This is a genomic window from Anaeromassilibacillus sp. D41t1_190614_C2 (genome assembly GCF_015558525.1).
GTDB lineage: Bacteria > Bacillota > Clostridia > Oscillospirales > Acutalibacteraceae > Anaeromassilibacillus > Anaeromassilibacillus stercoravium.
Genome location: NZ_JADMOD010000004.1, coordinates 36,943 through 57,893 on the forward strand (window position 1 = coordinate 36,943; position 20,951 = coordinate 57,893).

Here is a 20,951-nt window from a genome sequence, read left to right on the forward strand (position 1 = left end):
CCGTTTTTTTGCCTGTTGAGGCAAACAACGGGCAAACCGGCGGATGTTTTTCGGGAATAGGTCCCGGATGGCGCATCCAATGTGCGTTTCTGGCATCCCGAAGAGGGATCGTGGAAGAATGATGGACTTGTTTACACCAATCAAAGAGAATCGGGATTTCCGGCGCATCTATACGCGGGGCAAGTCGTATGTGTCGCCGGTGGTCGTGACCTATGTTTTAAAAAACCGCAGCCAGAACGTGCGCGTGGGCATTACGACGGGGAAAAAGACCGGCAATGCCGTCAAGCGCAACCGCTCCCGCAGGATTATCCGGGAAGCGTTCCGGCAGGCTGCCCCGCAGGTGCGGGAAGGGTTTGATTTTGTCCTGGTGGCGCGCGGCCGCACGCCCTTTGTAAAAAGCACGGATATTTACCGCGTTTTGATGCGGCAATTGAAAGACGCGGGTGTTTTGAAATGAAACGCCTGCTTATTTTGCTTATTCGATTTTATCAGCAGGCGATCTCCCCATTCAAACAGCCCTGCTGCAAATATTATCCCACCTGTTCCAATTATGCGTTGGAGGCGATTGAGCGTTTCGGCGCGCTGAAGGGTTCCCTTTTGGCGCTGTACCGCATTTTGCGCTGCAATCCGTTCAGCCGGGGCGGGTATGACCCGGTCCCGGAGAAGAAGGAAAAGGGAACATCAAAATAGAGGAGAAAGCATACATGGAAATTTTCAATTGGTTCGGCAGTATTCTGGGATATTTGTTGTGGTTCCTTTATGAAATTATCCCGAACTATGGTGTTGCAATTATTCTGTTTACAATCATCACCAAGCTTTTGCTCCTTCCTTTTTCGGTCAAGCAGCAGAAATCCATGGCGGCCAACAGCAAGATGGCGGCCAAGCAGCAGGAGATCCGCACCAAATATGCAAACGACCGGCTGAAAATGCAGGAGGAAATGCAGAAGCTGATGGAGCAGGAGGGGGTCAACCCCACCAGCGGTTGCCTGGTGACCCTGATCCCGTTCCCGATCATGCTCGGCATTTACTACACGGTTCTGTACCCGCTGCAGAACGTTCTGCATATCAGCATTGATTCGATCAATAAAGCGACCGCCCTGTTGTCGCAGATCCCGGGCGTGGGCACGACGCTGAACGTCGGCTACTACTCCCAGATGGAGATCATCAAACATTTCGACCAGCTCCGTCCGCATCTGACGATGTTTACCGGGGACGAGCTGTCCCGCATGGAATCCCTGAGCCGCGGATTCAATTTCTGTGGCCTGAACCTTTTGGATACGCCGCAAAGCAGCCACTTCCTGACCTTTATGTGGGTCATCCCCGCGCTGTGCCTTCTGACCTCCCTGCTGTCGCAGGTGATTATGATGAAGATGCAGCCCGGCATGAGCCAGCAGCAGGGCTGCATGAAATGGATGCTCTACCTGATGCCGCTTCTGACCGCCTGGATCGCGTACACCGTCCCGGGGGCCGTCGGCTTCTATTGGACCATCCAGACCACGGTGAGCTTTGTGCAGTCCATGCTATTGCGCAAATTCTATAGCCCCGCGCTGGTGAGCGCAAAGGCGGAGGCGCAGCGAGTCGCGCTGCGCGAGGTGGAAGAGGCGAGGATGAAGCCTCTGGCCGTGCCCCTGAAGATCCATGCAGGGCCCGCGCCAAAGCAGCAGAAAAAGGAAAAGGCGTCTGCGCAGCATCCACAAAAACAAAAGGGAAAGCAAAAACAGAGCAGCGACGATTACCGGGGAACAAAAAAATAACGAGAAACGCGCCGCGTATCAAGAAGACAACCGTGCGGTGTGGAGCCGGGAGGGTTAAACGTGATTAAAGAAGCAATTGGAACCGGGAATACGGTGGAAGAGGCCTTTGAGGCCGCATGCAAGGAGTTGGGCGTGGAGTCCCACGAGGCAGAATTCGAGATTCTGGAAATGCCCGTGAAAAAGACATTCGGCCTGTTTGGCGGCAATCCCGCAAAGGTGCGCGCCTATGTCAAAGACAGCCCCGCAGATGCTGCGGCGCAGTATTTGAAGAACATCCTCTCCAATATGGGGTTGTCCAACGTGCAGTTCGACATCCAGGAGGAGGAGAGCGGCGCTTTGATCTCCCTGTCCGGCGAGGACGTGGGCTTTATCATCGGGCACCGCGGGGAGACGCTCGACGCGCTCCAGTATTTGGCCGGCCTGGTGGCCAACCACATTGAGAATACGTACTTCCGCATTACGCTCGATATCGGCAATTACCGCGAGAAGCGCAAGGACACCCTGGAAGTGCTCGGCAAAAAGATCGCGAACAAGGCGGTCAAGTCGGGCCGCAATTGCTCCCTCGAGCCCATGAACCCGTACGAGCGCCGCATCATCCATACGGCGGTGCAGACTGTGGAGGGCGCAAAGAGCTGGAGCGAAGGCGAAGACCTCAACCGCCATGTGGTGATCGGCCCGGTAGATGGGGAGCGTCCGCAGCCGCGCAAGCCCTATCATTCGCGCGGGCCCCGCAAACCGTACGGCGATAAATCCCGCGGGGACTACCACAAGAACAACTACGGCGGCAGAGGCCCGCGCCCGCAGGGGCAAAGACCGGCCGGGCAGACGCAGCAGCGCTCCCAGCCGAGGAAAGAGACCTCCGGCCCGCTCTACGGCCGCATCGACATCAATCGGAATAAAGACGGCGAATAAGGCTGTCGTTTGGATACCAGACGGAAGGGGGACGGTTCTGCGGAATCGTCCCTTTTTGTCATGCCATGGGCGCGCTCGGGGGAAGGGCCCCTGCGCGCCAGGAAGCGCATCGGAAACACAGGGACGCGCGGCAAGCCCTTTCTGTTTTGGAAGGCCATGCGCCCCCGCGGGGAATCTGCGCGCCTGGCCGGGCAGCGCCTTTTCCACGCAGGGGAGGAAAGGGGATCGGCCGCCTCCTTCCCAGCCCGCGAACCCCGGCCCCGCGGCTGGATGGGGATTGCTGGCCGGGCGGCCATTTTCCGGAAGGCCGCGGACGCATCGAAAAAGGAGGAACATCCATGCCAAAGACCATAGCTGCCATCTCCACCCCGCAGGCCGCGGGCGGGATTGGCATCGTACGCATTTCCGGCCCGGAGGCGCGCGCCATCGCCGGGCGCGTCTTCACGTCCGCGCGCGGGAAGACGCTGGAACAATGCCGCGGGTATACCGCCCTGTATGGCCGCGTCCACGACGCGGAGGGGGAGATCGACGAGGCGATCGCCCTGAATTTTGTCGCCCCGGCCAGCTTTACCGGGGAGGATGTGGTGGAGCTCTCCTGCCATGGGGGGATCTATGTCATGCGCCGCGTCTTGCAGGCGGTCTTTGCGGCGGGCGCTGCCCCGGCGGGGCCGGGGGAGTTCACCCGGCGCGCGTTCCTGAATGGGAAGATCGGCCTGACCGAGGCGGAATCCGTGATGCAGATCATCTCCGCCCAGGGCCTGGAGGCCGGGAAAGCGGCCATGGCCGGGCGCGACGGCGCGCTGGAACGCCGGATCATCCAGATCCGCGAGGGATTGACCACCATCGCGGCGCATCTGGACGCCTGGGCGGACTACCCCGACGAGGACATCCCGGAGGTGGACGGCAGCGGCCTCCAGGAATCGCTGGAACACGCGGCCCAGGAGCTGGACCGCCTTCTCTCCCAGTTTGAGGCGGGCCGCGTCCTGCGCGAGGGCGTGGAGACGGTGATCGCCGGGCGGCCGAACGTGGGCAAATCCACCCTGATGAACCTGCTCTCCGGCTGCGAGCGCTCGATCGTCACCGAATACGCGGGCACCACGCGCGACGTGGTGGAGGAAACCGTGCTGCTCGGCGGCATCCCGCTGCATCTGGCGGACACGGCGGGCATCCGCGCCACGGAGGACCCGGTCGAGCGGATCGGCGTGGACCGCGCGCGGGAACGCGTGCAGGCGGCGCAGCTCGTCCTGGCGGTGTTCGATTCCTCCCAGGCGCTGAACGAGGAGGACCGCCTCTTGATCGAGTCCGTCCAGGATACGCCCGCGGTTGCAGTGGTCAACAAGAGCGACTTGGAAAATGTGATTGACTTAAAGTATATTAAAAATCATTTTAAACAAATTGTATATATTTCGGCGCTGTCCGGCGATGGCTTGGAGGCGTTGGAACAGGCGGTCGCGTCCCTGTTGAAGACGAATGAATTGGACCCGTCGAGCGGGATTTTGTTCACCGAGCGGCAGCGCGACGCGGCGCGGCGTGCGCGGGATTGCGTGCAGGAGGCGCTGGATGCGCAGCGCTCCGGCGTGACGCTGGACGCCGTCACGGTTTCCGTGGAAGGGGCGGTCTCGGCCCTGTTGGAGCTGACCGGCGAGCGCGCGACGGAAGCGGTCGTGGACCAGGTCTTTGCGCAGTTCTGCGTCGGCAAGTAACCGCGCGGCGAACGCGCGCAAAGAGCGCCGGGAAAACGCCAAACGAACGGGCGGCCAAAAACCGGCAAGCGCCATCGCACAAAACAATGGAAAACATGCGGGGCAGAAAACAGGACCCCGCGCATGTTGGGCGAAAAAGGGGACAACGGGTCGCTTAACACCCGATGATTACAATGAATGAAGAAATAGCGGGCTTTCCGTCGCATTTGCGGGGGAAAGCGGCTGTTTTTGGAAAGACGGTCTCTGAAAAACAATTGCTGAAAAACAAAGAGGGTGCATCTTGGCGCTTCGGCTGCCGGATGCGCCCGAAATCCTTGGAAAACGATAAAGGGGGAACCCAATTTGACCTATCAGGCCGGAACATATGACGTCGCGGTGATCGGCGCGGGACATGCGGGCATTGAGGCGGCGCTGGCCTCGGCGCGCCTCGGCTGTCAGACGGTGGTATTCACCATCAATATGGATGCGGTGGGAAACTGCCCGTGCAACCCGTCGATCGGCGGCACGGCGAAGGGCCATCTGGTGCGCGAGATCGACGCGCTCGGCGGCGAGATGGGGCGCACGGCGGACGCGACCTTTTTGCAAAGCCGCATGCTGAATAAGGGCAAGGGCCCGGCCGTGCATTCCCTGCGCGCGCAGATCGACCGCCGCGAATACAGCAAGGTGATGAAGCACAAGCTGGAATTGCAGCCGAATTTGCAGCTCAAGCAGGCGGAGATCGTCGACCTGTACCAGGAGGGCGGCAACTGGGTCTTGACCACCCGCATGGGCGCGCAGTATACCGTGCAGGCGGTGGTCATCGCGACCGGCACCTTCCTCGGCGGCAAAATTTTTGTGGGCGACGTGGCCTATGAGAGCGGGCCGGACGGCATGTTCCCGGCCGCCTTTTTGGGCGACGCCCTGAAAAAGCTGGGCCTGCGCCTGCGCCGCTTCAAGACGGGGACGCCCGCGCGCGTGCTGCGGTCCAGCATCGATTTCACGGATCTGGAGGTGCAGGAGGGCGACGAACCCGTCGTGCCCTTCTCCTATGACACCCTGCACCCGGGCAAGAACCAGGCGGTGTGCCACGTCTCCTGGACGAACGAGGAGACAAAGCGCATCATCCTGGAAAATATCCACCGTTCCCCGCTCTACGGGGGAAAGATCGAGGGCGTGGGGCCGCGCTATTGCCCCAGCATCGAGGACAAGATCGTCCGCTTTGCGGATAAAAAGCGGCACCAGCTCTTTATCGAACCGTGCGGCAAGGATACGGAGGAGATGTATTTGCAGGGCATGAGCTCGTCCCTGCCGGAGGATGTGCAGCTCGCGTTTTACCGGTCGATCAAGGGCCTGGAGCATGTGGAGATCATGCGCTGCGCCTATGCGATCGAATACGACTGCGTGGACCCCTTGCAGATGGAAGCCACGCTTGAATTCATAGATTTCCCCGGCCTGTACGGTGCGGGGCAGTTCAACGGCAGCTCCGGCTATGAAGAGGCCGCCGCGCAGGGCTTGGTCGCGGGCATCAACGCGGCGCTCAAGATCCAGGGCAAGGAACCGCTGGTTTTGGACCGCGCGGGCTCCTACATCGGGACGCTGATCGACGACCTCATCACCAAGGGCGTCTCCGACCCATACCGCATGATGACCTCGCGCTCGGAGTACCGGCTGGTCCTCCGGCAGGACAACGCGGACGAACGCCTGACCCCGACCGGCCGGAAATTGGGCCTGATCGGGGACGAGCGCTGGGAGCGCTTCTGCACGAAGGAGGATCAGAAAAAGCGGGAGATGGCGCGCGCGCGCCGCACCGTGTTGCCGCCCACCGAGGTGCTCAACGACATCCTTGTTTCACGTGGAACAACGCCGGTTTCCACGGGCGTGAAGCTCGCGGACCTGCTGCGCCGCCCGGAGCTCAGCTATGAAGCGCTGACCGCGGTGGACATCACGCGGCCGGTGCTGCCCGCCGCGGTGTTCGAAAATGTGGAGATCGAGATCAAATACGAGGGATACATCGTGCGCCAGAAGGCGGACATCGCGGAGATGCGCCGTCTGGAGGGCAAAAAGCTGCCCCGCGGCGTGGATTACAAAACCATCACCGGCCTGCGGCTGGAAGCGCAGGAAAAGCTGCAAAAGGTCATGCCGGCGAATATCGGCCAGGCGTCCCGCATCAGCGGCGTGAGCCCGGCGGACATTTCCGTGCTGTTGATCTGGCTGGCAAAGGAGGGGAAGGCATGAGCGAGGACATCCGGCAATATTTGCAGGAGTGTGCGGCGTCCTATGGGATTGCCGTGTCCGACGGGCAAGCGGAGCAGTTTCAATGGTATATGGAATTGCTGATCGAGTGGAATCAAAAGATGAACTTGACCGCGATCACCGAGCCGAAGGCCGTGGTGGTCAAGCACTTTCTGGACAGCATCCTGTTGCTGCCCGAATTGGAGCAGGGCGACACCCTGATCGACGTGGGGACGGGCGCGGGTTTTCCCGGCGTGCCGCTGAAGATTTTGCGGCCCGGCCTCCATTTGACCTTGCTGGACAGCCTGAACAAGCGCCTTATCTTCCTCCGGGAGGTGCTGGACCGCCTGGGGCTGGACGCACAGATCGTCCATGCGCGCGCGGAAGAGGGCGGGCGGCAGGCGGGCCTGCGCACAAAATTTGCCTTCGCAACCGCGCGGGCGGTCGCCCCGCTGAACCTGCTGTGCGAATACTGCCTGCCGTTTTTGCAGATGGGCGGCGTCTTTTTGGCCATGAAGGGGCCGGAGCCGGACGCCGAAGTGGAGGCGGCAAAGCGGGCGGTCTCCCTGCTCGGATGCCGGTTGGACGGCGTGAAACGCTTCACCCTGCCGGGCGGCGACGCGCGCAGCGTGGTGCGCATCCGCCGGGAAAAGCCCCTGGCGGCGGCCTACCCGCGCCATGGCGCAAAGATTTCCAAAAGCCCGCTCTGAGTGTGGGGCGACAAGGGCAAACGCGCCCTGCGGCTTGCCGGGGAAAATTGCAGAAGCCCCTGCGTGGGCGGCGCTGCCGTAGGGAGAGGATTTCCCACCGGTGGGCGCGTTGCGGGGGAAAAGCCCCTGGCGGCGGCCTATCCGCGCTAGGACGCAAAGATCTCCAAAAGCCCGCTCTGAGTGGGGCGAGAAGGGCAGGCGCGCCCTGCGGCTTGCCGGAGGAAACCGCAGAACCCTCTGCGTGGGCGGCGCTGCCGTTATGGGAAGGATTCCCCACCGGCGGGCGCAGCGCGGGGAAAAGGGGAAGAAGACTGGATGGAGGAGATGTCGAATTGAAGGCTTTGTTGCTCAATGCGAGCCCCAAGAACAACGGGAACACGGCCCGGCTGTTGGAATTGATCGGGGACGCATTTCAGAAAAAAGGGATGGAAACGCAGACGCTCTGCCTGGGCGATCTGCATTATGCCTTCTGCAAGGGGTGCAGGAGCTGCTATCAGACGGCGGAATGCGTGCAGCACGACGACGTACAGTTGGTTTTGGAACAGATGGAACAGGCGGACCTGATCGCCATCGCGTCCCCGGACTATTGGGGCGGGATCACCGGCCAGCTCAAGGCGTTCATCGACCGCTGCACGCCGTACAGCCCCGCGCACCAGCCGCACGCGGCGCTTTCCATGGGCAAGCGGGGGATCAGCATCGCCCTGAGTGCCCGCGAGGACCCGCTGGAGTGCAAGGAGATCCTGGCCCGCATCGACCGGTTTTTCCAGCGCATGGGAATCCGGCCCATGGCAAATTACTACACCTGCGGCGTCCTGACCGAGGACGACCTGAACAACAACGAGGGGAAACTCGCGGAGGTCACGTTCTTTGGGGAAGAGATCGCCAAAACGCTGGTGAAATAGGCCGCTTTCGCGCATGGGGCGTGCCTTTGCGCCGCTCAGGCGCGCGGGTTGAACCATTGTGGCCGGCCGGAAGGACGGCAAAACCCTGGTCGCTCCCCGATAGGGGTGCGTGGATTGAAATCGGATGGTGGTTTGCGTCGGCATGTATGCCGTGCTTGCCGCCCTCTGTGCGGAGGGTGTGGGTTGAAATCATGTCCATGATGAGGTGGTTATTGCTATGGCCCATGTTCCCTATGCAGAGGGCGTGGGTTGAAATGATCCGGTCAAGCAAAAGAAGCTGACCACCAAACATGTCACCCTCCGTGTGGAGGGCGTGGGTTGAAACTCATAGCAGATGCGCGGGTCGATGGGTTGCTTGTTCACCGCCCGAAAGGGCCGTGTGGGTTGAAACACGGATTTGAAATGGGTAATGAACCGGCTTGGTGCCGGCAGGCGGGACTGCGAGGATGGAAAGGGCGTTCCCAGATCATGGGGATTCCCGAGAGCTGCCCGCTCAAAAGGCGGCGTGGGCTGAAATGGGTGTCCGCGCGTGGCCAGCAGGCAGCCTTCCGCATTGGCGCCGGATGGGATGGCGGGGGAAAGGAAAAGCGCCTCAAAGCGGTTGGTCCTTGCCCCGCCTCTCAATTTTGCGGATGTGCCGCCGCTCAAAAGGCGGCGTGGGTTGAAATAGAAATTTGTAGACCAAGCCGTGATGTTCAGCGGCCGCCACCCGCGAGGGTGGCGTGGATTGAAATCGGTTAGATAATCGAGTGATACTTTGTACATATGTCGCCACCCGCGAGGATGGCGTGGATGGAAATTGCACCAGCATGGCGAACGTGGGGATGAATCCCAAGCCGCCGCCCGCCCGGGCGGTCAATCATCCCCAAAATGGAGCCCCTATAGGCAAACAATCCTGTATCAAAAATTCCAGAGGCTCAATCGACCGGAATCACGCCAAAATCCGCAGGAAAAGCGCTTTTTCGCGTACAGATTCCAACAAAAAGTTTCCCTCCCATATGGTATGCTTAAAGCACAGAAGGACAAGCCCCCTGGGGGCGGTTACATAGATGTGCAGAAAGAAACCAGATGGGAGGTATTTTTATGGGCATCATGCAGGATAAACGGCGCGTGATCGAGATCCCGCTCGACGACATTTATCCGAATCCCGCCCAGCCGCGCCGGTCGTTCCCGGAAAAGGAGCTCCTGGAATTGAGCCGGAGCATCCGGCAGAACGGCCTGCTGCAACCTTTAAGCGTGCGCCGGACCAAAAACGGCTATGAGCTGATCGCAGGCGAGCGCCGTTGGCGCGCGTGCCGCTTGGCTGGGCTGGACAGCGCGGCCTGTATTGTCAATTCGTGCAGCGATAAGCAGAGCGCGGTGCTGGCGATGACCGAGAATTTGCAGCGCCAGGACCTGCAAATCTTTGAAGAGGCCGAGGGCATCCGGCGCTTGATCGAAGAATGGGGCGTGACGCAGGAAGAGGCGGCGCTCCGGCTGGGGAAGAGCCAGTCCACCCTGGCGAACAAGCTGCGCCTGCTCCGCCTGACGCAGGAGGAGCGTAAAAAGATCAGCGAGAATGGACTCACCGAGCGCCATGCGCGCGCGCTGCTCCGGGTGGACGACGTCGAATTGCGCGGCAAGGTGTTGGACGCGATTCTGGCCCAGCATTTGAATGTGCAGCAGACCGACCAGTTCATCGAGCGCATTCTCTCGGAAAAAGAGGACAAGCCTAAGAATAAGAAGCGGATCATTGTAAAAGATATCCGTATCTTCATGAATACGATCAGCCATGCGGTCAAGACCATGCAGCTCTCCGGCATCCAGGCAAAGACCATCCGGAATGAGACGGACGATTACATCGAGTGCATTGTCCGTATCCCAAAGACGGGGCCAGCCGCCAGCCGGATGACACCTCCGCCGGAGAAGCAGGCGGCCGCGCCGGAGGCGGCGCAACCCCCAGATTCCAGCATGGAAGACAACCAGGAAGGCAAGCCTGTTTCGCGCATTGCAGGGTGATTGCCCGTACAAGCCCCGGAACTTGCGGGGCCCTTTTTGGGGAAGAACACGAGTTGTAGACCCCCACACCGCCCGGATTGGCGGGCGGTAGGGGGAATGCCGGGAAATCCCGGCGGCCAGCCCGCCGGTCGGATGGGCATTGGCCAAACCCGCGCGGCAAGCCCGCGCACCGAAAACAGATTACAAGACTACTCCCATTTCCCTTATATTTTCCCTGTGAAAAGCCGCTGCGGTGCTTTGCACTGCGGCGGCTTTTTCCTGTTATTTAAGGTATCATTTTGTTGATTTGACAGCAGCTTTAAATTATAAATTGGAAAAAGAGTTGATAATAAATCGGGATAGAATTATAATTGTTATATTCTTATTTAGAGGCGAGAAATAATGAATTGTTTAATCTTATGTAATCAAGATGATAGGGAGCTGTTAATTAAAAAATTTATCAATAGAAATTATAATCAAACAATTCATTTCACTTTTATAAAGATTTTAGAGGACATATTTAATATAGTACGTAATAGGCGATTTCCTGTTGAATTTTTATTAATACAATTGATTCACGATGCTGACTTTTTGCAAAGTTTGCAAAAGGTTCGAACACAACTCCCCAGTACATTTCTGATGCTGATTTTTGATGATCCCCAATTTTATTCGTTTTCCTTTATGCTCAAGGCATTTCAAGTTTTTCAACATCCAATCGATCTTGCGTTTTTAAATGCAGAGATGGAACGCGCTGTGCAAGAGTATATGGATCAAGGGATGCTGCATATTACACGCAATCGATGTGAAAGTATAACGATCCCTATAAAAGAGATCGTATTTGTGGAAGTATATGACAGGCATATTTTGATTCATACAACAAAAGAAATTGTTCGTGCCAATGGGACTTTATCCCACTACTTGCAAGATTTACAAAATTATCGTTTTGTGCAGATTAATAAATCTGAGATCGTCAATGTAGAGCATATAAAATCGATCCATAAAAACGAAATACGATTGGATGACACACAAGTGCTTTGGATGAGCAGATATTATATGAAGAGCATGGATAAAAAGATATTGCATCATAGTCAAAATAAATGACCACATATACAGATATGATTGATATTTTTTAAAAAATATAGTTAATATAAATTGAAATTTCATAATTGGGGAAGGGGATAGTCCAATGGGATTTTTTATTCGTAAGATAGGAGGCCTAAAATTATATGAGAAAGGAATATAAATATGAAAAAAAGTATTCTTTTTAAAATCGTTTCTTTGCTATTAATCATGACCTTTGTGTGTAATACATCTATTTTTTCTTTTGCGGCGATAGAGACAAGTGAAACCCCTGTTGCAGAGTATAACCCAAGTGGAATTGAAGAGTTCGGCGAGGCAACTTATTACCACAATTATACGGAAGACTACCGTATTACGATTGGGCTTTTATCGGATGGAAGATATGATATAGCCTATCTGGAAACCGCAAATCCCGATCTTATATACCATAGCGTTACTTTTATAGAGGATGTTGAACAACCCGAAAACTTTGAAGAAATTGAAAAAATGGTTTGTGATGGCCGTGTTGATTTAAAAACAATGGACATCAATCGTGAGGTATTGTTGACCAGATCGGGAGACGACGATGCAAACGTGATTGGGCTGGATTTGGAAGCGGACCGGGGAGAGCCTTATTCGGATAAATATATCGATTCCCTATCTGGCGGAGGAAAAACAGTCTCCTTATATGAATCCATGTATTTTGACATCCGTGATAAGGCAATCGAAGATTTTACATTAAAAGCGGGCCTCACAGTTGCGGTAATTGTAACGACGTTAAAGATAACGACACGACAGGTTAAGATTCTTTTAGGTTCAGTTCTTGTACTTATTAACGGTGAATATCAGTTAAGCCAAAGCACGGGGGTACATTCCTATAATGCAAGCGTTGTTTATTATCGGGAGGTGCGTTCAGGGAATATCTCCCCGTACCGTGCAAGTAGAGAACTGAAATATGTTTATTACGTGGCGTCCGGCCTTGGGACTTGTGTGCACGATGATAATGTACGGGATATTCATGATGATGACTTTTATGATACACAAGCGTTATTAGAAAAAGGGCTTTCTTTATTATAAAATTGTATTATGAATTTTAGGGGGGATCGTTATAGATTATCAGCCTAAAAGCGTGAAAGCTTTTTGGGGCGTATTGACAAGTATCATGTATATATCAGCAGGTGTTTTTATGATTCTATTTACTTTATTGCATTTTCCTAATTGGATAGTAAATTTAGTATTCTATGGGTTGTTTTTAGGAGCGATATTTATAGATTATAAAAAGACGCGTTGTCCCTATTGTCACTCTATGCGAGTAATGGGATTGCTTCATGCGAAAGGCAGCCAAGAGATATGTCCCCGTTGTAGGCGTCTCATTTATTACGATTAAGTCCTCACAATGGAATAAGAAATCTTGCAGCCGAGAGCCCTGCCGCCGGAAGCGATCCGCGGCGGGGTTCTTCGTTTCACGTGAAACATTGCAAATTTCAAGGAGAAATACTTTTCCTTCCTTCCCTTCCGTGCTATAATAAAACCATTGTTACAACGCTGGGCGTTGTAAAGGCTCCCCTTATGGAAAAAGGGGACGGTTTTCTTTGGAAACGGGGGCGGACTATGGGAAAAATCATCGCAGTAGCAAACCAAAAGGGCGGCGTGGGCAAGACCACCACGGCGGTCAACCTTTCGGCGGCGCTCGGTGCAAAGGGGAAAAAGACCCTCCTGGTCGATGTGGACCCGCAGGGGAATTCCTCCAGCGGCGTCGGCGTGGACCGCCGCAGGGTCAAGCAGACCATGTATGAGGTGTTGATCGGGGAGACGCCGGCACAGGAAGCGCGCATCCACACCGAATTTGCCAACCTCGACCTGCTGCCCTCCAGCATGGACCTGGCGGGCGCGGAGCTCGAATTGATCGAAATGGAGCACCGGGAATCCATCTTAAAGAATGCGATCGTCCCCCTGCGGGCGGAATACGATTTTATCCTGATCGATTGCCCGCCGTCCCTGGGCATCATTACGACGAACGCCCTCTGTGTGGCGGACACGCTCTTGGTGCCCATCCAGTGTGAGTATTACGCGTTGGAGGGGCTTTCCCAGCTGATGAATTCGGTCCGGCGCGTCAAACGGCAGTACAACGAGCAGCTCGACATCGAGGGCGTGCTCCTGACCATGTACGACGGCCGCCTGAACCTGACGCAGCAGGTGGTGGAAGAGGTCAAAAAGTATTTCCCGCGCAAGGTGTTTGCAACCGTGATCCCGCGCACCGTGCGCCTGTCCGAAGCGCCGAGCTTCGGGCGCCCGATCTGCTATTTTGACCGCAGCAGCAAGGGCGCTTATGCATACGACGCCCTGGCCGACGAAGTATTGAAAAAAGCAGCCCCCTGATTTGGGGACGAAGGGATACCGAATATAGCGCACAGGGGGTGAATGAAAATGGCGGGAAAAAAGAAGGGCGGCCTGGGCAAGGGCCTGGACGCGATCTTCGCAGAGAACGATATGGAGGACGCCAACGCGACGGTCACGCTGAAGATCAGCGAGATTGAGCCGAACCGCGCCCAGCCGCGCAAGGATTTCAACGACGAGGCGCTGGCGGAGCTGGCGGATTCCATCGCGCAGCACGGCGTGTTGCAGCCGCTTTTGGTGCGGCCGCTTTTGGGCGGCGGTTACCAGATTGTCGCCGGGGAACGCCGGTGGCGCGCGGCGCGTATGGCGGGCGTGTCGGAAGTGCCCGTGGTCATCCGGGAGATGAGCGACCACGAGGTCATGGAGCTTGCCCTGATCGAGAATTTGCAGCGCGAGGACCTGACCCCCCTGGAAGAGGCGCAGGGCTACCAGTCGCTGATCGACCAGTACGGCATGACGCAGGAGGAGATTTCCCGGACGGTCGGGAAGTCCCGCCCCGCGGTGGCGAACGCGCTCCGCCTGCTGCATCTGCCGGAGGACCTGCAAGCGCTGGTCTCCGCCGGGAAGCTTTCCGCGGGCCATGCCCGCACGCTGCTCGGTTTTCCGGACGAAGAGCAGATGCGCGCGGCGGCGAAGCTGGTTGTGGAGCAGGGTATATCGGTGCGCGAGCTGGAAAAGCTTGTAAACAAGGCAAACGGCAAGGAAGAGAAGAAGCCGCCGCGCAAGAGCAGCCGCATCCACTACTTCGACGAGGTGGAGCTGGCGCTCAACGAGCATCTGGGCCGGAAGGTCCGGGTGAGCGGCACGAAAAAGCGGGGCACCCTACAGATCGAGTTCTACGGGGAGGACGACCTCGCGGGCCTGATGAAGCTGTTTGACCAGGAAGACGATTGAATGTTTCACATGAAACATCACATACAGAAAACAAAGGAGCAACGAACATGTTGGATTTAAAGATGATCCGGACAGAACCGGACAAGGTAAAAGCGGCCATTCAAAAGAGAGAAATGAATCTCGACAGCGTGATCGACGAGATTTTGAAGATTGACGTGGACCGCCGCGCCGTCACCGGCAAGGTGGAGGCAAAGAAGGCGGAGCAGAACGCCGCGTCCAAGCAGATCCCGGCCATGAAGAAGGCGGGCCAGGACACCACCGAATTGATGGCGCAGATGAAGGTCCTCTCCGCGGAGATCAAGGAGTATGACGCGGAGCTCGGCGAGCTGGAGGAAAAGCAGAAGGACCTGATGCTCTCCCTGCCGAACCTGCCGGACGAGGACGTCGTGGCGGGCGGCAAGGAGCAGAACGTCCCGCTGCACTATTTCAAGGAGAAGCCGGTCTTCGACTTCCCGATGAAAAACCACGTGGACCTCTGCGAGGCGCACGGCATGATCGACTACCAGCGCGGCGCGAAGATCGGCGGAAACGGCGCCTGGATCTACCGCGGCTGGGGCGCGCGCATGGAGTGGGCGCTGCTCAACTTCTTTGTGAACGAACACCTGGGCGACGGCTATGAGCTGATCCTGCCGCCGCATATGCTGAACTACGAATGCGGCTATGTCGCCGGGCAGTTCCCGAAATTTGTGGAGGAGGACTACTGGATCGCCAACCCGACCAGCGCCGACCGCAAATTCATGCTGCCCACCGCGGAGACCGCGCTGGTGAACCTCCACCGCGACGAGGTCCTCACGCTGGACGAGCTGCCGCGCAAATACATCGCCTATACGCCGTGCTACCGCCGCGAGGCGGGCTCCTACCGCGCGGAAGAGCGCGGCATGATCCGCGGCCACCAGTTCAATAAGGTCGAGATGGTGCAGTACACCACGCCGGAGGGCTCCGACGCGGCCTTCGCGGAGATGGTCGGCAAGGCCGAGCGTTTGGTGCAGGAGCTGGGGCTCCATTACCGCCTGAGCAAGCTCGCCGCGGGCGACTGCTCCTTCTCCATGGCGCGCACCTACGATATCGAAGTTTGGATTCCCAGCATGGGCATCTATAAGGAGGTCAGCTCCGCGTCCAATGCGCGCGACTACCAGGCGCGCCGCGGCAACATGAAGTACCGCGGGGAGGACGGCAAGCTGCACTTCGTCAACACGCTGAACGCCTCCGGCCTGGCGACCAGCCGCGTGATGCCGGCCATCGTCGAGCAGTACCAGAACGCGGACGGAAGCATCACCGTCCCGGAGGTCCTGCGCCCGTATATGGGGGTCGACGTAATCCGGTAATCCCTGTCCATGGGGCCGCCGCGCGGCGGAACCCCCCGGGCTTGCCGGAAAGGAAAACAAGCAGACAAGATCCCCCGGCGCCATCTAGCGGCCCGGGGGATTGTGATCATTTGCCATGAAATAGAACGTGGCAAGGAGGAGTTGGATGGTTACAGTAGAAGAATACAGCCGGACGGTGCAGGTCGCCAGCTATGAGGTGGGCGCAAACGAAAAGATCAAATTGAGCGTCCTGCTGCGCATGGCGCAGGAGACCAGCGAACAGCACCTTGGGGAGCTGGGGATCGGCTATGAGCGGTTGAAGGCGGATGGGATCGTCTTTTTGATGACGAACTACCGCCTGCTCATCAAGCGTTTGCCCGTCCATAACGATGTCCTGACCATAAAGACCCATCCGCGCGGCACGGTGGGCGTGCAGTTTTACCGCGATTTCGTCGTTTATGCGGATGGAGAGGAGATCGCCCGCATCATGCAGACGTCCGTATCCGCCAACCCGGATACGCATAAAATCCTGCGCCCAAAGGTGTTCTTGGCGTACAACATCTTCCAGGACGCCAAGGTCCCCCCGGAAGACCGGGTGGACCGCCTCACGGTCCCGGAGGGGCTTCCATTTTTGGGCGAGCGGCCCATCTATTATTCGGACCTGGATTTCAACCACCATCTCAACAATGCGGTCTATGGGGACGTGCTGATGGACTTCCTGCCCGCAGAGATGCGCCGGCAGCCGCTGCGGAAAATCCAAATCAGCTATATCAGCGAGAGCAATCTGGGGGAGACGCTCAAAATCTACGGCGGCCCCACAGAGGGCGGCGGGTTTTTCCTATACGGCGACCACGAGCGCGGCCTGAGCTTTTCCGCAAAGGCCGAACCATAACAGAAAAGACGGATCAAACGGCCGGCCCAACGGGGAGTCCCCATGGGCCGGCCTTTTAACGCATAGGGGAACCCCTCCGCCTCCACCGTGCGGAACAAGAGCGCGAAAAAGAAGGGGAATGATTTTACCAAGAACAGGGCCTTCCGGAAAGGTCCAGGGAAGCCTGCTGTTTTTCCGGCTGCGGGCAAATGCGCTCCCCTTCCGTTCGTACAAGCGGCTGCGGCTGTTTGGCTTCTGGCCCTGCGCGTACCCCGCCATCCCTCCGGCAGCGGCCGCCTACCGGGGGAGCTGCTTGAGCCGGAAGCGGTTCCGTTCCACCTCGAGGACGCCCTCCTCGCGCAGCTTGGACAAAACCGTGGACATGGCGCTGCGCTCCACACAGAGGTAGTCCGCCAGCTGCTGCCGGTCAAAGGGAATGGAAAATGCCGCGCTGCCGTGCAGGGCGGCCTGCTCCGAGAGATAGGAGAGCAGCTTTTCCCGCGTGCTGCGCTTCGAGAGATGCCCGATCCGGCGGTTGAGCATCAAATTTTTGTCCGCGACCACCGCAAGCATATTTTCCACCAACCGGTGGTGGAAGGCGCAGCCCGCAGGGCAGGCACGCAAAATTTTCCGGTAATCCATCCACAGTACAACGCTCTCTGCCACCGCCAGCACGGTGACCGGGAGCGTTTTGTGTTCCCCGGAGGCGCAGGCGAACGCCTCGGCAAAGAGGTTGCCCGGGTTTAGGCCGGTTAAAATCGTCCGGCTGCCCGAAAATTCCTCCCGGATCACCTGCGCGCGCCCCTCCAAAAGCACGCCCACGCGGTCCGCCGGATCCCCGGCCAGCAGGATCACCGCGCCCGCCGCAAAGCGCTGTTGCTGCGCCCGCAGGCAGTCCAGCATTTGCTGCCTTTCTTCTTCGGAAATCCCCCGGAAGAGGGGCACGGACTCCAAAATTTCGTTGTATTTTTTCATGGTTCCCTCCGCTTGTTGGAATTCCAACAGACATTCTGGATTCAGTATAGTAGGATAAGGGCAAGAAAGCAAGGGAAATCCGGCAAGGGCCCTTCGGGAAACCGTTTTGAGACGACAGGAGGAAATCCGCTATGGAACGAAAAATCATCAAAATCGACGAAGACAAATGCAACGGCTGCGGCCTGTGCGCGCAGGCGTGCCACGAGGGGGCCATCGGCATGGTGGACGGCAAGGCAAAGCTGCTCCGCGAAGACTACTGCGACGGCCTGGGGGATTGCCTGCCCGCCTGCCCGGCCGGGGCGATCTCCTTTGAAGTGCGCGAGGCCCCGGCGTATGACCAGGCGGCGGTGGAGGCGGCAAAACAGGCAAAGGCCGGGAACCTGCCGTGCGGCTGCCCGGGGAGCCAGGCGAAGCGCATCGAGCGCAAGGCCCCGCCCGTGCGGGAACCCATCGAGGAAGCGCCGAGCGAACTGCTCCAATGGCCGGTGCAGATCAAGCTGGCCCCGGTCAACGCGCCCTATTTTCACGGCGCAAGCCTGCTGATCGCCGCGGACTGCACCGCCTACGCCTGCGGGGATTTCCACCGCCGGTTCATGCGCGGCCGTGTGACCCTGATTGGCTGCCCGAAGCTGGACGAGGGGGACTACGCGGAAAAGCTCACGGAGATCCTGCGGCAAAACGACATCCAGAGCGTGACGGTTGTGCGCATGGAGGTCCCCTGCTGCGGCGGGATTGAAAACGCGGTCAAGCGGGCCTTGCAGCAGAGCGGCAAGATGATCCCCTGGCAGGTCGTGGTGCTCGCGACCAACGGGGACGTCCTCTCCCGATAAGCGGCAAATAAGCCCGCTCTTGGATGCGTGAAATGGTTTTATTAATCAAATGGACGCCTGCGGGCCGGATGGAAAAGATTCGGCTTCGCGGGCGTTTTGCTAGTTTTAAACCGGCGGGAAACGTTCCGGGCGGACGCGGGGAAGCGGGAAAGGGCGTACCGGCGCGCGGCCCGTGCGCGGAACGTCTATGGTTGAAACGTATGGCGTGAAAAATTTTATCAAAATCGTTCAAACCCATTGACAACGGAAAAAAAGATGGTATATTTAAATCGTAAGTAGTAAGTAGTAAGTAAGCTGACGGTACCATCCACAATGAGGAGGAATGGACCATGAAAGAATTGACATTTGCACAGCAATTCGCCCTGATCGCACTCAACGCGCAGGATAGCCTGCATATGACGACGGTGAAAAAGATCGCGGTGCGCTGTATGGCCGCGGCCGCAATCCTGGAATGGGCCATGGAGGAGGACGGGCTGCAAAGCGAATTTTCCACCATTTCAGAGAAAGATGTGGAAAACGCAGCGGCGTTCCCGCACCGGCAGGAGGTTTTCCGTGCGCTCCTGAAAAAGAAAGACGCCGTCCAGATGCCGCTGCCGGAGCTGCTGGCCCAGGTCACGCATTTTTCCAGACGCACCCTGAAGAAGATTGAACACGCCTTTTCCGACCCGCTCAAGGGCATGGATCTCCTGGAGGAGATTCCGAACTTGCTCGGCTGCGATATGGACTATGACAGCGCGAGCGTCACGATGCGCGAATATCGGAGCGACCCCGCCACATATACCCGGCTGACCGAGGGCATGCGGGCCGACGTCCTCGAGGACGGGGAAATGGCCGACGAGACGGTGATGCTGCTGTGGCTACTGCGGGAGAGCAGCTGCATCTATGACTTTTTCTCCAAGGAGGAGCGCAAGCGCGTGGGACAGCGCATGGCAGAGCTGCACCGGGCCAACCGGCTGGCAAAAATGCTCTTTGCGGTGGACATCCACAGTTCCCTGGAAATCGCCGTGAAAAATTTCCTGCGGAGCAAGAAGGAGGTCATGGAAACCCCGACCGGCATCGGGGTCGACTTTGTATTCCCATTTTTGGAGCGCTCCCAGTCGGTCTTTATCGACATAGAGGCGTGGTTTGAAAACAAAGAACAGCGCTTGCAGGATGTGGAAGCGCGTTTGGCAAAGTATGGCCATCAATACACGGTCCTGCGGCGGGGGGCTGTGCCGCTCATCCAGATCGACAATGTATTGTATGAGGCGGTGCCGACGATCAGGCAACTGAAGGTGCCGGTGCAGGGGATGCGCCTGCGCAAATACCCGCTGTAAAGATTCACCAAACGGGAAAGGGGGAAGAGTATGTCGCGCCAGCGGTCCATAGAAAAAATACAGGCGTCGGATTATGTGAGCATTGGGGAACTGGCGCGTCTGACCGGCTGCCGGTACAGCACCCTAAAGTTCTACACGGAAGAGGGGATGCTGCCCTTTGAGCAGCCGGAGGAAAACCTCACCCGGCGGTTCCCGCGGGAAGAGGCGGTCGCCCGCCTGCAGGAGATTCAGAGGCTGAAAGCGCAGGGGTTGTCCATCCCAGAGATCAAGGCGCTGCTGGAAACAAAAGGCTTCCACCCTGAGGAATTCTAGGGCGGAAGCCTTTTTCTTTTGATAAAATGGATGATGTGTAATCGAGATGTCAAATTTTGTATACACGTATCGGGATATTCCTTTTTTTTACAGTTGTCAATCACATACTTTGTACCTTTTGATTGTCCATCCCAAAACGCGATTACAACATCTGTATATTCGATTATTTGTAAGTTTCGTTTTAAAGGAGCCCCTTTCCCGTACTTATAGTATTCAGGCAAAAATTCCGTCAATTTGATGTGATGTTCTATGGCGTATTTCCTTGCACATGTATCAATTCCTTTTGCGCCACCGGAAACGATTTCTGTGACATCTTCCGGAAGATATTTTTCTAAATGATCGACGTATAAATTTCTAGAGCCAATCACTGCTACTTTCATAATGGAACATCCCTATCGTCTATGTATAGACTATATAGTAGTATGCATAGCCTATAAATTGCAACTGTTTTTTATATCCTATTAAAAAAACAAAGGAGAATAGGATATGAATACAGTTGCAGCTGTGCGAAATCGTATTTTGGAGCTCTGTGGCGAGCGAAATATCTCTATAAACAAATTAGCAAATATCTGTGGATTGCCGCCATCCTCTGTAAAGAATATCCTATATGGAAAAAGCCAAAATCCAAAGATATTGACCGTCAAAATGATTTGCGATGGTTTAGGCATCACGCTTGCACAATTTTTCGACACAGATGAATTTAACCATTTGGAGCAGGAGATCCGATAGCCTTTGAAAGATCGGTTTGGCTCCATTTTCTGCCGGTGCAGGCAGGAGAATAGAACCTACAAAAATACACAAAGCCCCTGCCTGGGAATTGATTC

The 20,951-nt window shown here is 57.0% G+C and carries 22 protein-coding genes; 19 read left to right on the plus strand and 3 right to left on the minus strand.

All coding sequences use genetic code 11. From position 1 onward, the window contains the following. Positions 1 to 118: 118 nt before the first annotated feature. The 8 genes from rnpA to I2G69_RS05295 all read left to right on the plus strand — a co-directional run bounded on the left by rnpA (position 119) and on the right by I2G69_RS05295 (position 8,192). Positions 119 to 457 (plus strand): ribonuclease P protein component, encoded by a 339-nt coding sequence (gene rnpA / locus I2G69_RS05260; RefSeq protein WP_237966939.1) that lies wholly within the window; start codon positions 119 to 121, stop codon positions 455 to 457. Continuing rightward, entirely contained in the window at positions 454 to 690 is a 237-nt protein-coding gene (yidD, locus tag I2G69_RS05265; protein ID WP_087234928.1) for a membrane protein insertion efficiency factor YidD, read from the plus strand. The genes rnpA and yidD overlap by 4 nt, the downstream gene beginning before the upstream one ends. A gap of 14 nt (positions 691 to 704) precedes the next feature. Then, complete coding sequence (locus tag I2G69_RS05270) at positions 705 to 1,754, plus strand: YidC/Oxa1 family membrane protein insertase (protein ID WP_087234927.1); 1,050 nt, start codon at positions 705 to 707, stop codon at positions 1,752 to 1,754. 60 nt (positions 1,755 to 1,814) lie between these two features. Then, positions 1,815 to 2,666 carry an RNA-binding cell elongation regulator Jag/EloR gene (jag, locus tag I2G69_RS05275; protein ID WP_087234926.1) on the plus strand — a complete coding sequence of 284 codons (852 nt, stop codon included), beginning with the start codon at positions 1,815 to 1,817 and terminating at the stop codon, positions 2,664 to 2,666. A gap of 338 nt (positions 2,667 to 3,004) precedes the next feature. Continuing rightward, positions 3,005 to 4,369: a tRNA uridine-5-carboxymethylaminomethyl(34) synthesis GTPase MnmE gene (gene mnmE, locus I2G69_RS05280; protein WP_195560360.1), complete on the plus strand. Its 1,365-nt coding sequence runs from the start codon at positions 3,005 to 3,007 to the stop codon at positions 4,367 to 4,369. Positions 4,370 to 4,711: 342 nt separating this feature from the next. Then, positions 4,712 to 6,583, plus strand: coding sequence for a tRNA uridine-5-carboxymethylaminomethyl(34) synthesis enzyme MnmG (gene mnmG / locus I2G69_RS05285; protein WP_195560361.1), 1,872 nt, complete (start codon positions 4,712 to 4,714; stop codon positions 6,581 to 6,583). Next, positions 6,580 to 7,290, plus strand: a complete 711-nt coding sequence (gene rsmG / locus I2G69_RS05290) for a 16S rRNA (guanine(527)-N(7))-methyltransferase RsmG (protein ID WP_191405229.1) — start codon at positions 6,580 to 6,582, stop codon at positions 7,288 to 7,290. Before mnmG ends, rsmG begins: the two co-directional genes overlap by 4 nt. 332 nt (positions 7,291 to 7,622) lie before the next feature. After that, positions 7,623 to 8,192 carry a flavodoxin family protein gene (locus I2G69_RS05295; protein ID WP_195560362.1) on the plus strand — a complete coding sequence of 190 codons (570 nt, stop codon included), beginning with the start codon at positions 7,623 to 7,625 and terminating at the stop codon, positions 8,190 to 8,192. Positions 8,193 to 8,423: 231 nt separating this feature from the next. On the opposite strand, the gene I2G69_RS05300 is transcribed toward I2G69_RS05295, so the two are convergent. Further along, positions 8,424 to 8,957, minus strand: a complete 534-nt coding sequence (locus I2G69_RS05300; protein ID WP_195560363.1) for a hypothetical protein — start codon at positions 8,955 to 8,957, stop codon at positions 8,424 to 8,426. A 318-nt stretch (positions 8,958 to 9,275) separates the two neighbouring features. Here I2G69_RS05300 and I2G69_RS05305 point away from each other — a divergent pair, with 318 nt between their 5' ends. The 7 genes from I2G69_RS05305 to I2G69_RS05335 all read left to right on the plus strand — a co-directional run bounded on the left by I2G69_RS05305 (position 9,276) and on the right by I2G69_RS05335 (position 16,715). Further along, the gene (locus I2G69_RS05305) at positions 9,276 to 10,190 is read left to right on the plus strand and encodes a ParB/RepB/Spo0J family partition protein (RefSeq protein ID WP_195560364.1); all 915 of its coding nucleotides are present in this window, start codon (positions 9,276 to 9,278) and stop codon (positions 10,188 to 10,190) included. Positions 10,191 to 10,571: 381 nt separating this feature from the next. Continuing rightward, positions 10,572 to 11,270: a LytR/AlgR family response regulator transcription factor gene (locus I2G69_RS05310; protein WP_191441614.1), complete on the plus strand. Its 699-nt coding sequence runs from the start codon at positions 10,572 to 10,574 to the stop codon at positions 11,268 to 11,270. Between the two features lie 144 nt (positions 11,271 to 11,414). Further along, on the plus strand, positions 11,415 to 12,305 hold the full coding sequence (locus tag I2G69_RS05315; protein WP_195560365.1) for a hypothetical protein: 891 nt from the start codon (positions 11,415 to 11,417) through the stop codon (positions 12,303 to 12,305). A 534-nt stretch (positions 12,306 to 12,839) separates the two neighbouring features. Next, positions 12,840 to 13,607 (plus strand): ParA family protein, encoded by a 768-nt coding sequence (locus tag I2G69_RS05320; protein ID WP_087234915.1) that lies wholly within the window; start codon positions 12,840 to 12,842, stop codon positions 13,605 to 13,607. 48 nt (positions 13,608 to 13,655) lie between these two features. After that, positions 13,656 to 14,519, plus strand: coding sequence for a ParB/RepB/Spo0J family partition protein (locus I2G69_RS05325; protein ID WP_195560366.1), 864 nt, complete (start codon positions 13,656 to 13,658; stop codon positions 14,517 to 14,519). 47 nt (positions 14,520 to 14,566) lie between these two features. Then, complete coding sequence (gene serS / locus I2G69_RS05330) at positions 14,567 to 15,844, plus strand: serine--tRNA ligase (RefSeq protein ID WP_195560367.1); 1,278 nt, start codon at positions 14,567 to 14,569, stop codon at positions 15,842 to 15,844. A gap of 145 nt (positions 15,845 to 15,989) precedes the next feature. Then, entirely contained in the window at positions 15,990 to 16,715 is a 726-nt protein-coding gene (locus tag I2G69_RS05335) for an acyl-[acyl-carrier-protein] thioesterase (RefSeq protein WP_191521315.1), read from the plus strand. Between the two features lie 276 nt (positions 16,716 to 16,991). Here I2G69_RS05335 and I2G69_RS05340 read toward each other — a convergent pair whose 3' ends face one another. Beyond that, on the minus strand, positions 16,992 to 17,669 hold the full coding sequence (locus I2G69_RS05340; RefSeq protein WP_087234911.1) for a Crp/Fnr family transcriptional regulator: 678 nt from the start codon (positions 17,667 to 17,669) through the stop codon (positions 16,992 to 16,994). 131 nt (positions 17,670 to 17,800) lie between these two features. Between I2G69_RS05340 and I2G69_RS05345 the strand changes: the two genes are divergently transcribed. From I2G69_RS05345 to I2G69_RS05355, 3 genes are all read left to right on the plus strand, one after another. Then, positions 17,801 to 18,499 (plus strand): 4Fe-4S binding protein, encoded by a 699-nt coding sequence (locus I2G69_RS05345; RefSeq protein ID WP_191441611.1) that lies wholly within the window; start codon positions 17,801 to 17,803, stop codon positions 18,497 to 18,499. A gap of 329 nt (positions 18,500 to 18,828) precedes the next feature. Beyond that, positions 18,829 to 19,815 (plus strand): hypothetical protein, encoded by a 987-nt coding sequence (locus I2G69_RS05350; RefSeq protein WP_195560368.1) that lies wholly within the window; start codon positions 18,829 to 18,831, stop codon positions 19,813 to 19,815. 30 nt (positions 19,816 to 19,845) lie between these two features. After that, the gene (locus tag I2G69_RS05355; protein ID WP_087234908.1) at positions 19,846 to 20,127 is read left to right on the plus strand and encodes a helix-turn-helix domain-containing protein; all 282 of its coding nucleotides are present in this window, start codon (positions 19,846 to 19,848) and stop codon (positions 20,125 to 20,127) included. On the opposite strand, the gene I2G69_RS05360 is transcribed toward I2G69_RS05355, so the two are convergent. After that, positions 20,124 to 20,507, minus strand: a complete 384-nt coding sequence (locus I2G69_RS05360) for an SLOG family protein (protein ID WP_195560369.1) — start codon at positions 20,505 to 20,507, stop codon at positions 20,124 to 20,126. The genes I2G69_RS05355 and I2G69_RS05360 overlap by 4 nt on opposite strands. A 106-nt stretch (positions 20,508 to 20,613) precedes the next feature. On the opposite strand from I2G69_RS05360, the gene I2G69_RS05365 reads away from it, so the two are divergent. Then, complete coding sequence (locus I2G69_RS05365) at positions 20,614 to 20,856, plus strand: helix-turn-helix domain-containing protein (RefSeq protein ID WP_087234906.1); 243 nt, start codon at positions 20,614 to 20,616, stop codon at positions 20,854 to 20,856. The last annotated feature ends 95 nt before the right edge of the window (positions 20,857 to 20,951 follow it).

Excerpts from the sequence above, each read along its gene's own strand:
- rnpA (WP_237966939.1), top strand. The coding sequence starts at position 119 with ATGATGGACTTGTTTACACCAATCAAAGAGAATCGGGATTTCCGGCGC.
- yidD (WP_087234928.1), top strand. The coding sequence starts at position 454 with ATGAAACGCCTGCTTATTTTGCTTATTCGATTTTATCAGCAGGCGATC.
- I2G69_RS05270 (WP_087234927.1), top strand. The coding sequence starts at position 705 with ATGGAAATTTTCAATTGGTTCGGCAGTATTCTGGGATATTTGTTGTGG.
- mnmE (WP_195560360.1), top strand. The coding sequence starts at position 3,005 with ATGCCAAAGACCATAGCTGCCATCTCCACCCCGCAGGCCGCGGGCGGG.
- rsmG (WP_191405229.1), top strand. The coding sequence starts at position 6,580 with ATGAGCGAGGACATCCGGCAATATTTGCAGGAGTGTGCGGCGTCCTAT.
- I2G69_RS05300 (WP_195560363.1), bottom strand. The coding sequence starts at position 8,957 with ATGTACAAAGTATCACTCGATTATCTAACCGATTTCAATCCACGCCAC.
- I2G69_RS05305 (WP_195560364.1), top strand. The coding sequence starts at position 9,276 with ATGGGCATCATGCAGGATAAACGGCGCGTGATCGAGATCCCGCTCGAC.
- I2G69_RS05310 (WP_191441614.1), top strand. The coding sequence starts at position 10,572 with ATGAATTGTTTAATCTTATGTAATCAAGATGATAGGGAGCTGTTAATT.
- I2G69_RS05315 (WP_195560365.1), top strand. The coding sequence starts at position 11,415 with ATGAAAAAAAGTATTCTTTTTAAAATCGTTTCTTTGCTATTAATCATG.
- I2G69_RS05320 (WP_087234915.1), top strand. The coding sequence starts at position 12,840 with ATGGGAAAAATCATCGCAGTAGCAAACCAAAAGGGCGGCGTGGGCAAG.
- I2G69_RS05325 (WP_195560366.1), top strand. The coding sequence starts at position 13,656 with ATGGCGGGAAAAAAGAAGGGCGGCCTGGGCAAGGGCCTGGACGCGATC.
- serS (WP_195560367.1), top strand. The coding sequence starts at position 14,567 with ATGTTGGATTTAAAGATGATCCGGACAGAACCGGACAAGGTAAAAGCG.
- I2G69_RS05335 (WP_191521315.1), top strand. The coding sequence starts at position 15,990 with ATGGTTACAGTAGAAGAATACAGCCGGACGGTGCAGGTCGCCAGCTAT.
- I2G69_RS05340 (WP_087234911.1), bottom strand. The coding sequence starts at position 17,669 with ATGAAAAAATACAACGAAATTTTGGAGTCCGTGCCCCTCTTCCGGGGG.
- I2G69_RS05345 (WP_191441611.1), top strand. The coding sequence starts at position 17,801 with ATGGAACGAAAAATCATCAAAATCGACGAAGACAAATGCAACGGCTGC.
- I2G69_RS05350 (WP_195560368.1), top strand. The coding sequence starts at position 18,829 with ATGAAAGAATTGACATTTGCACAGCAATTCGCCCTGATCGCACTCAAC.
- I2G69_RS05355 (WP_087234908.1), top strand. The coding sequence starts at position 19,846 with ATGTCGCGCCAGCGGTCCATAGAAAAAATACAGGCGTCGGATTATGTG.
- I2G69_RS05360 (WP_195560369.1), bottom strand. The coding sequence starts at position 20,507 with ATGAAAGTAGCAGTGATTGGCTCTAGAAATTTATACGTCGATCATTTA.
- I2G69_RS05365 (WP_087234906.1), top strand. The coding sequence starts at position 20,614 with ATGAATACAGTTGCAGCTGTGCGAAATCGTATTTTGGAGCTCTGTGGC.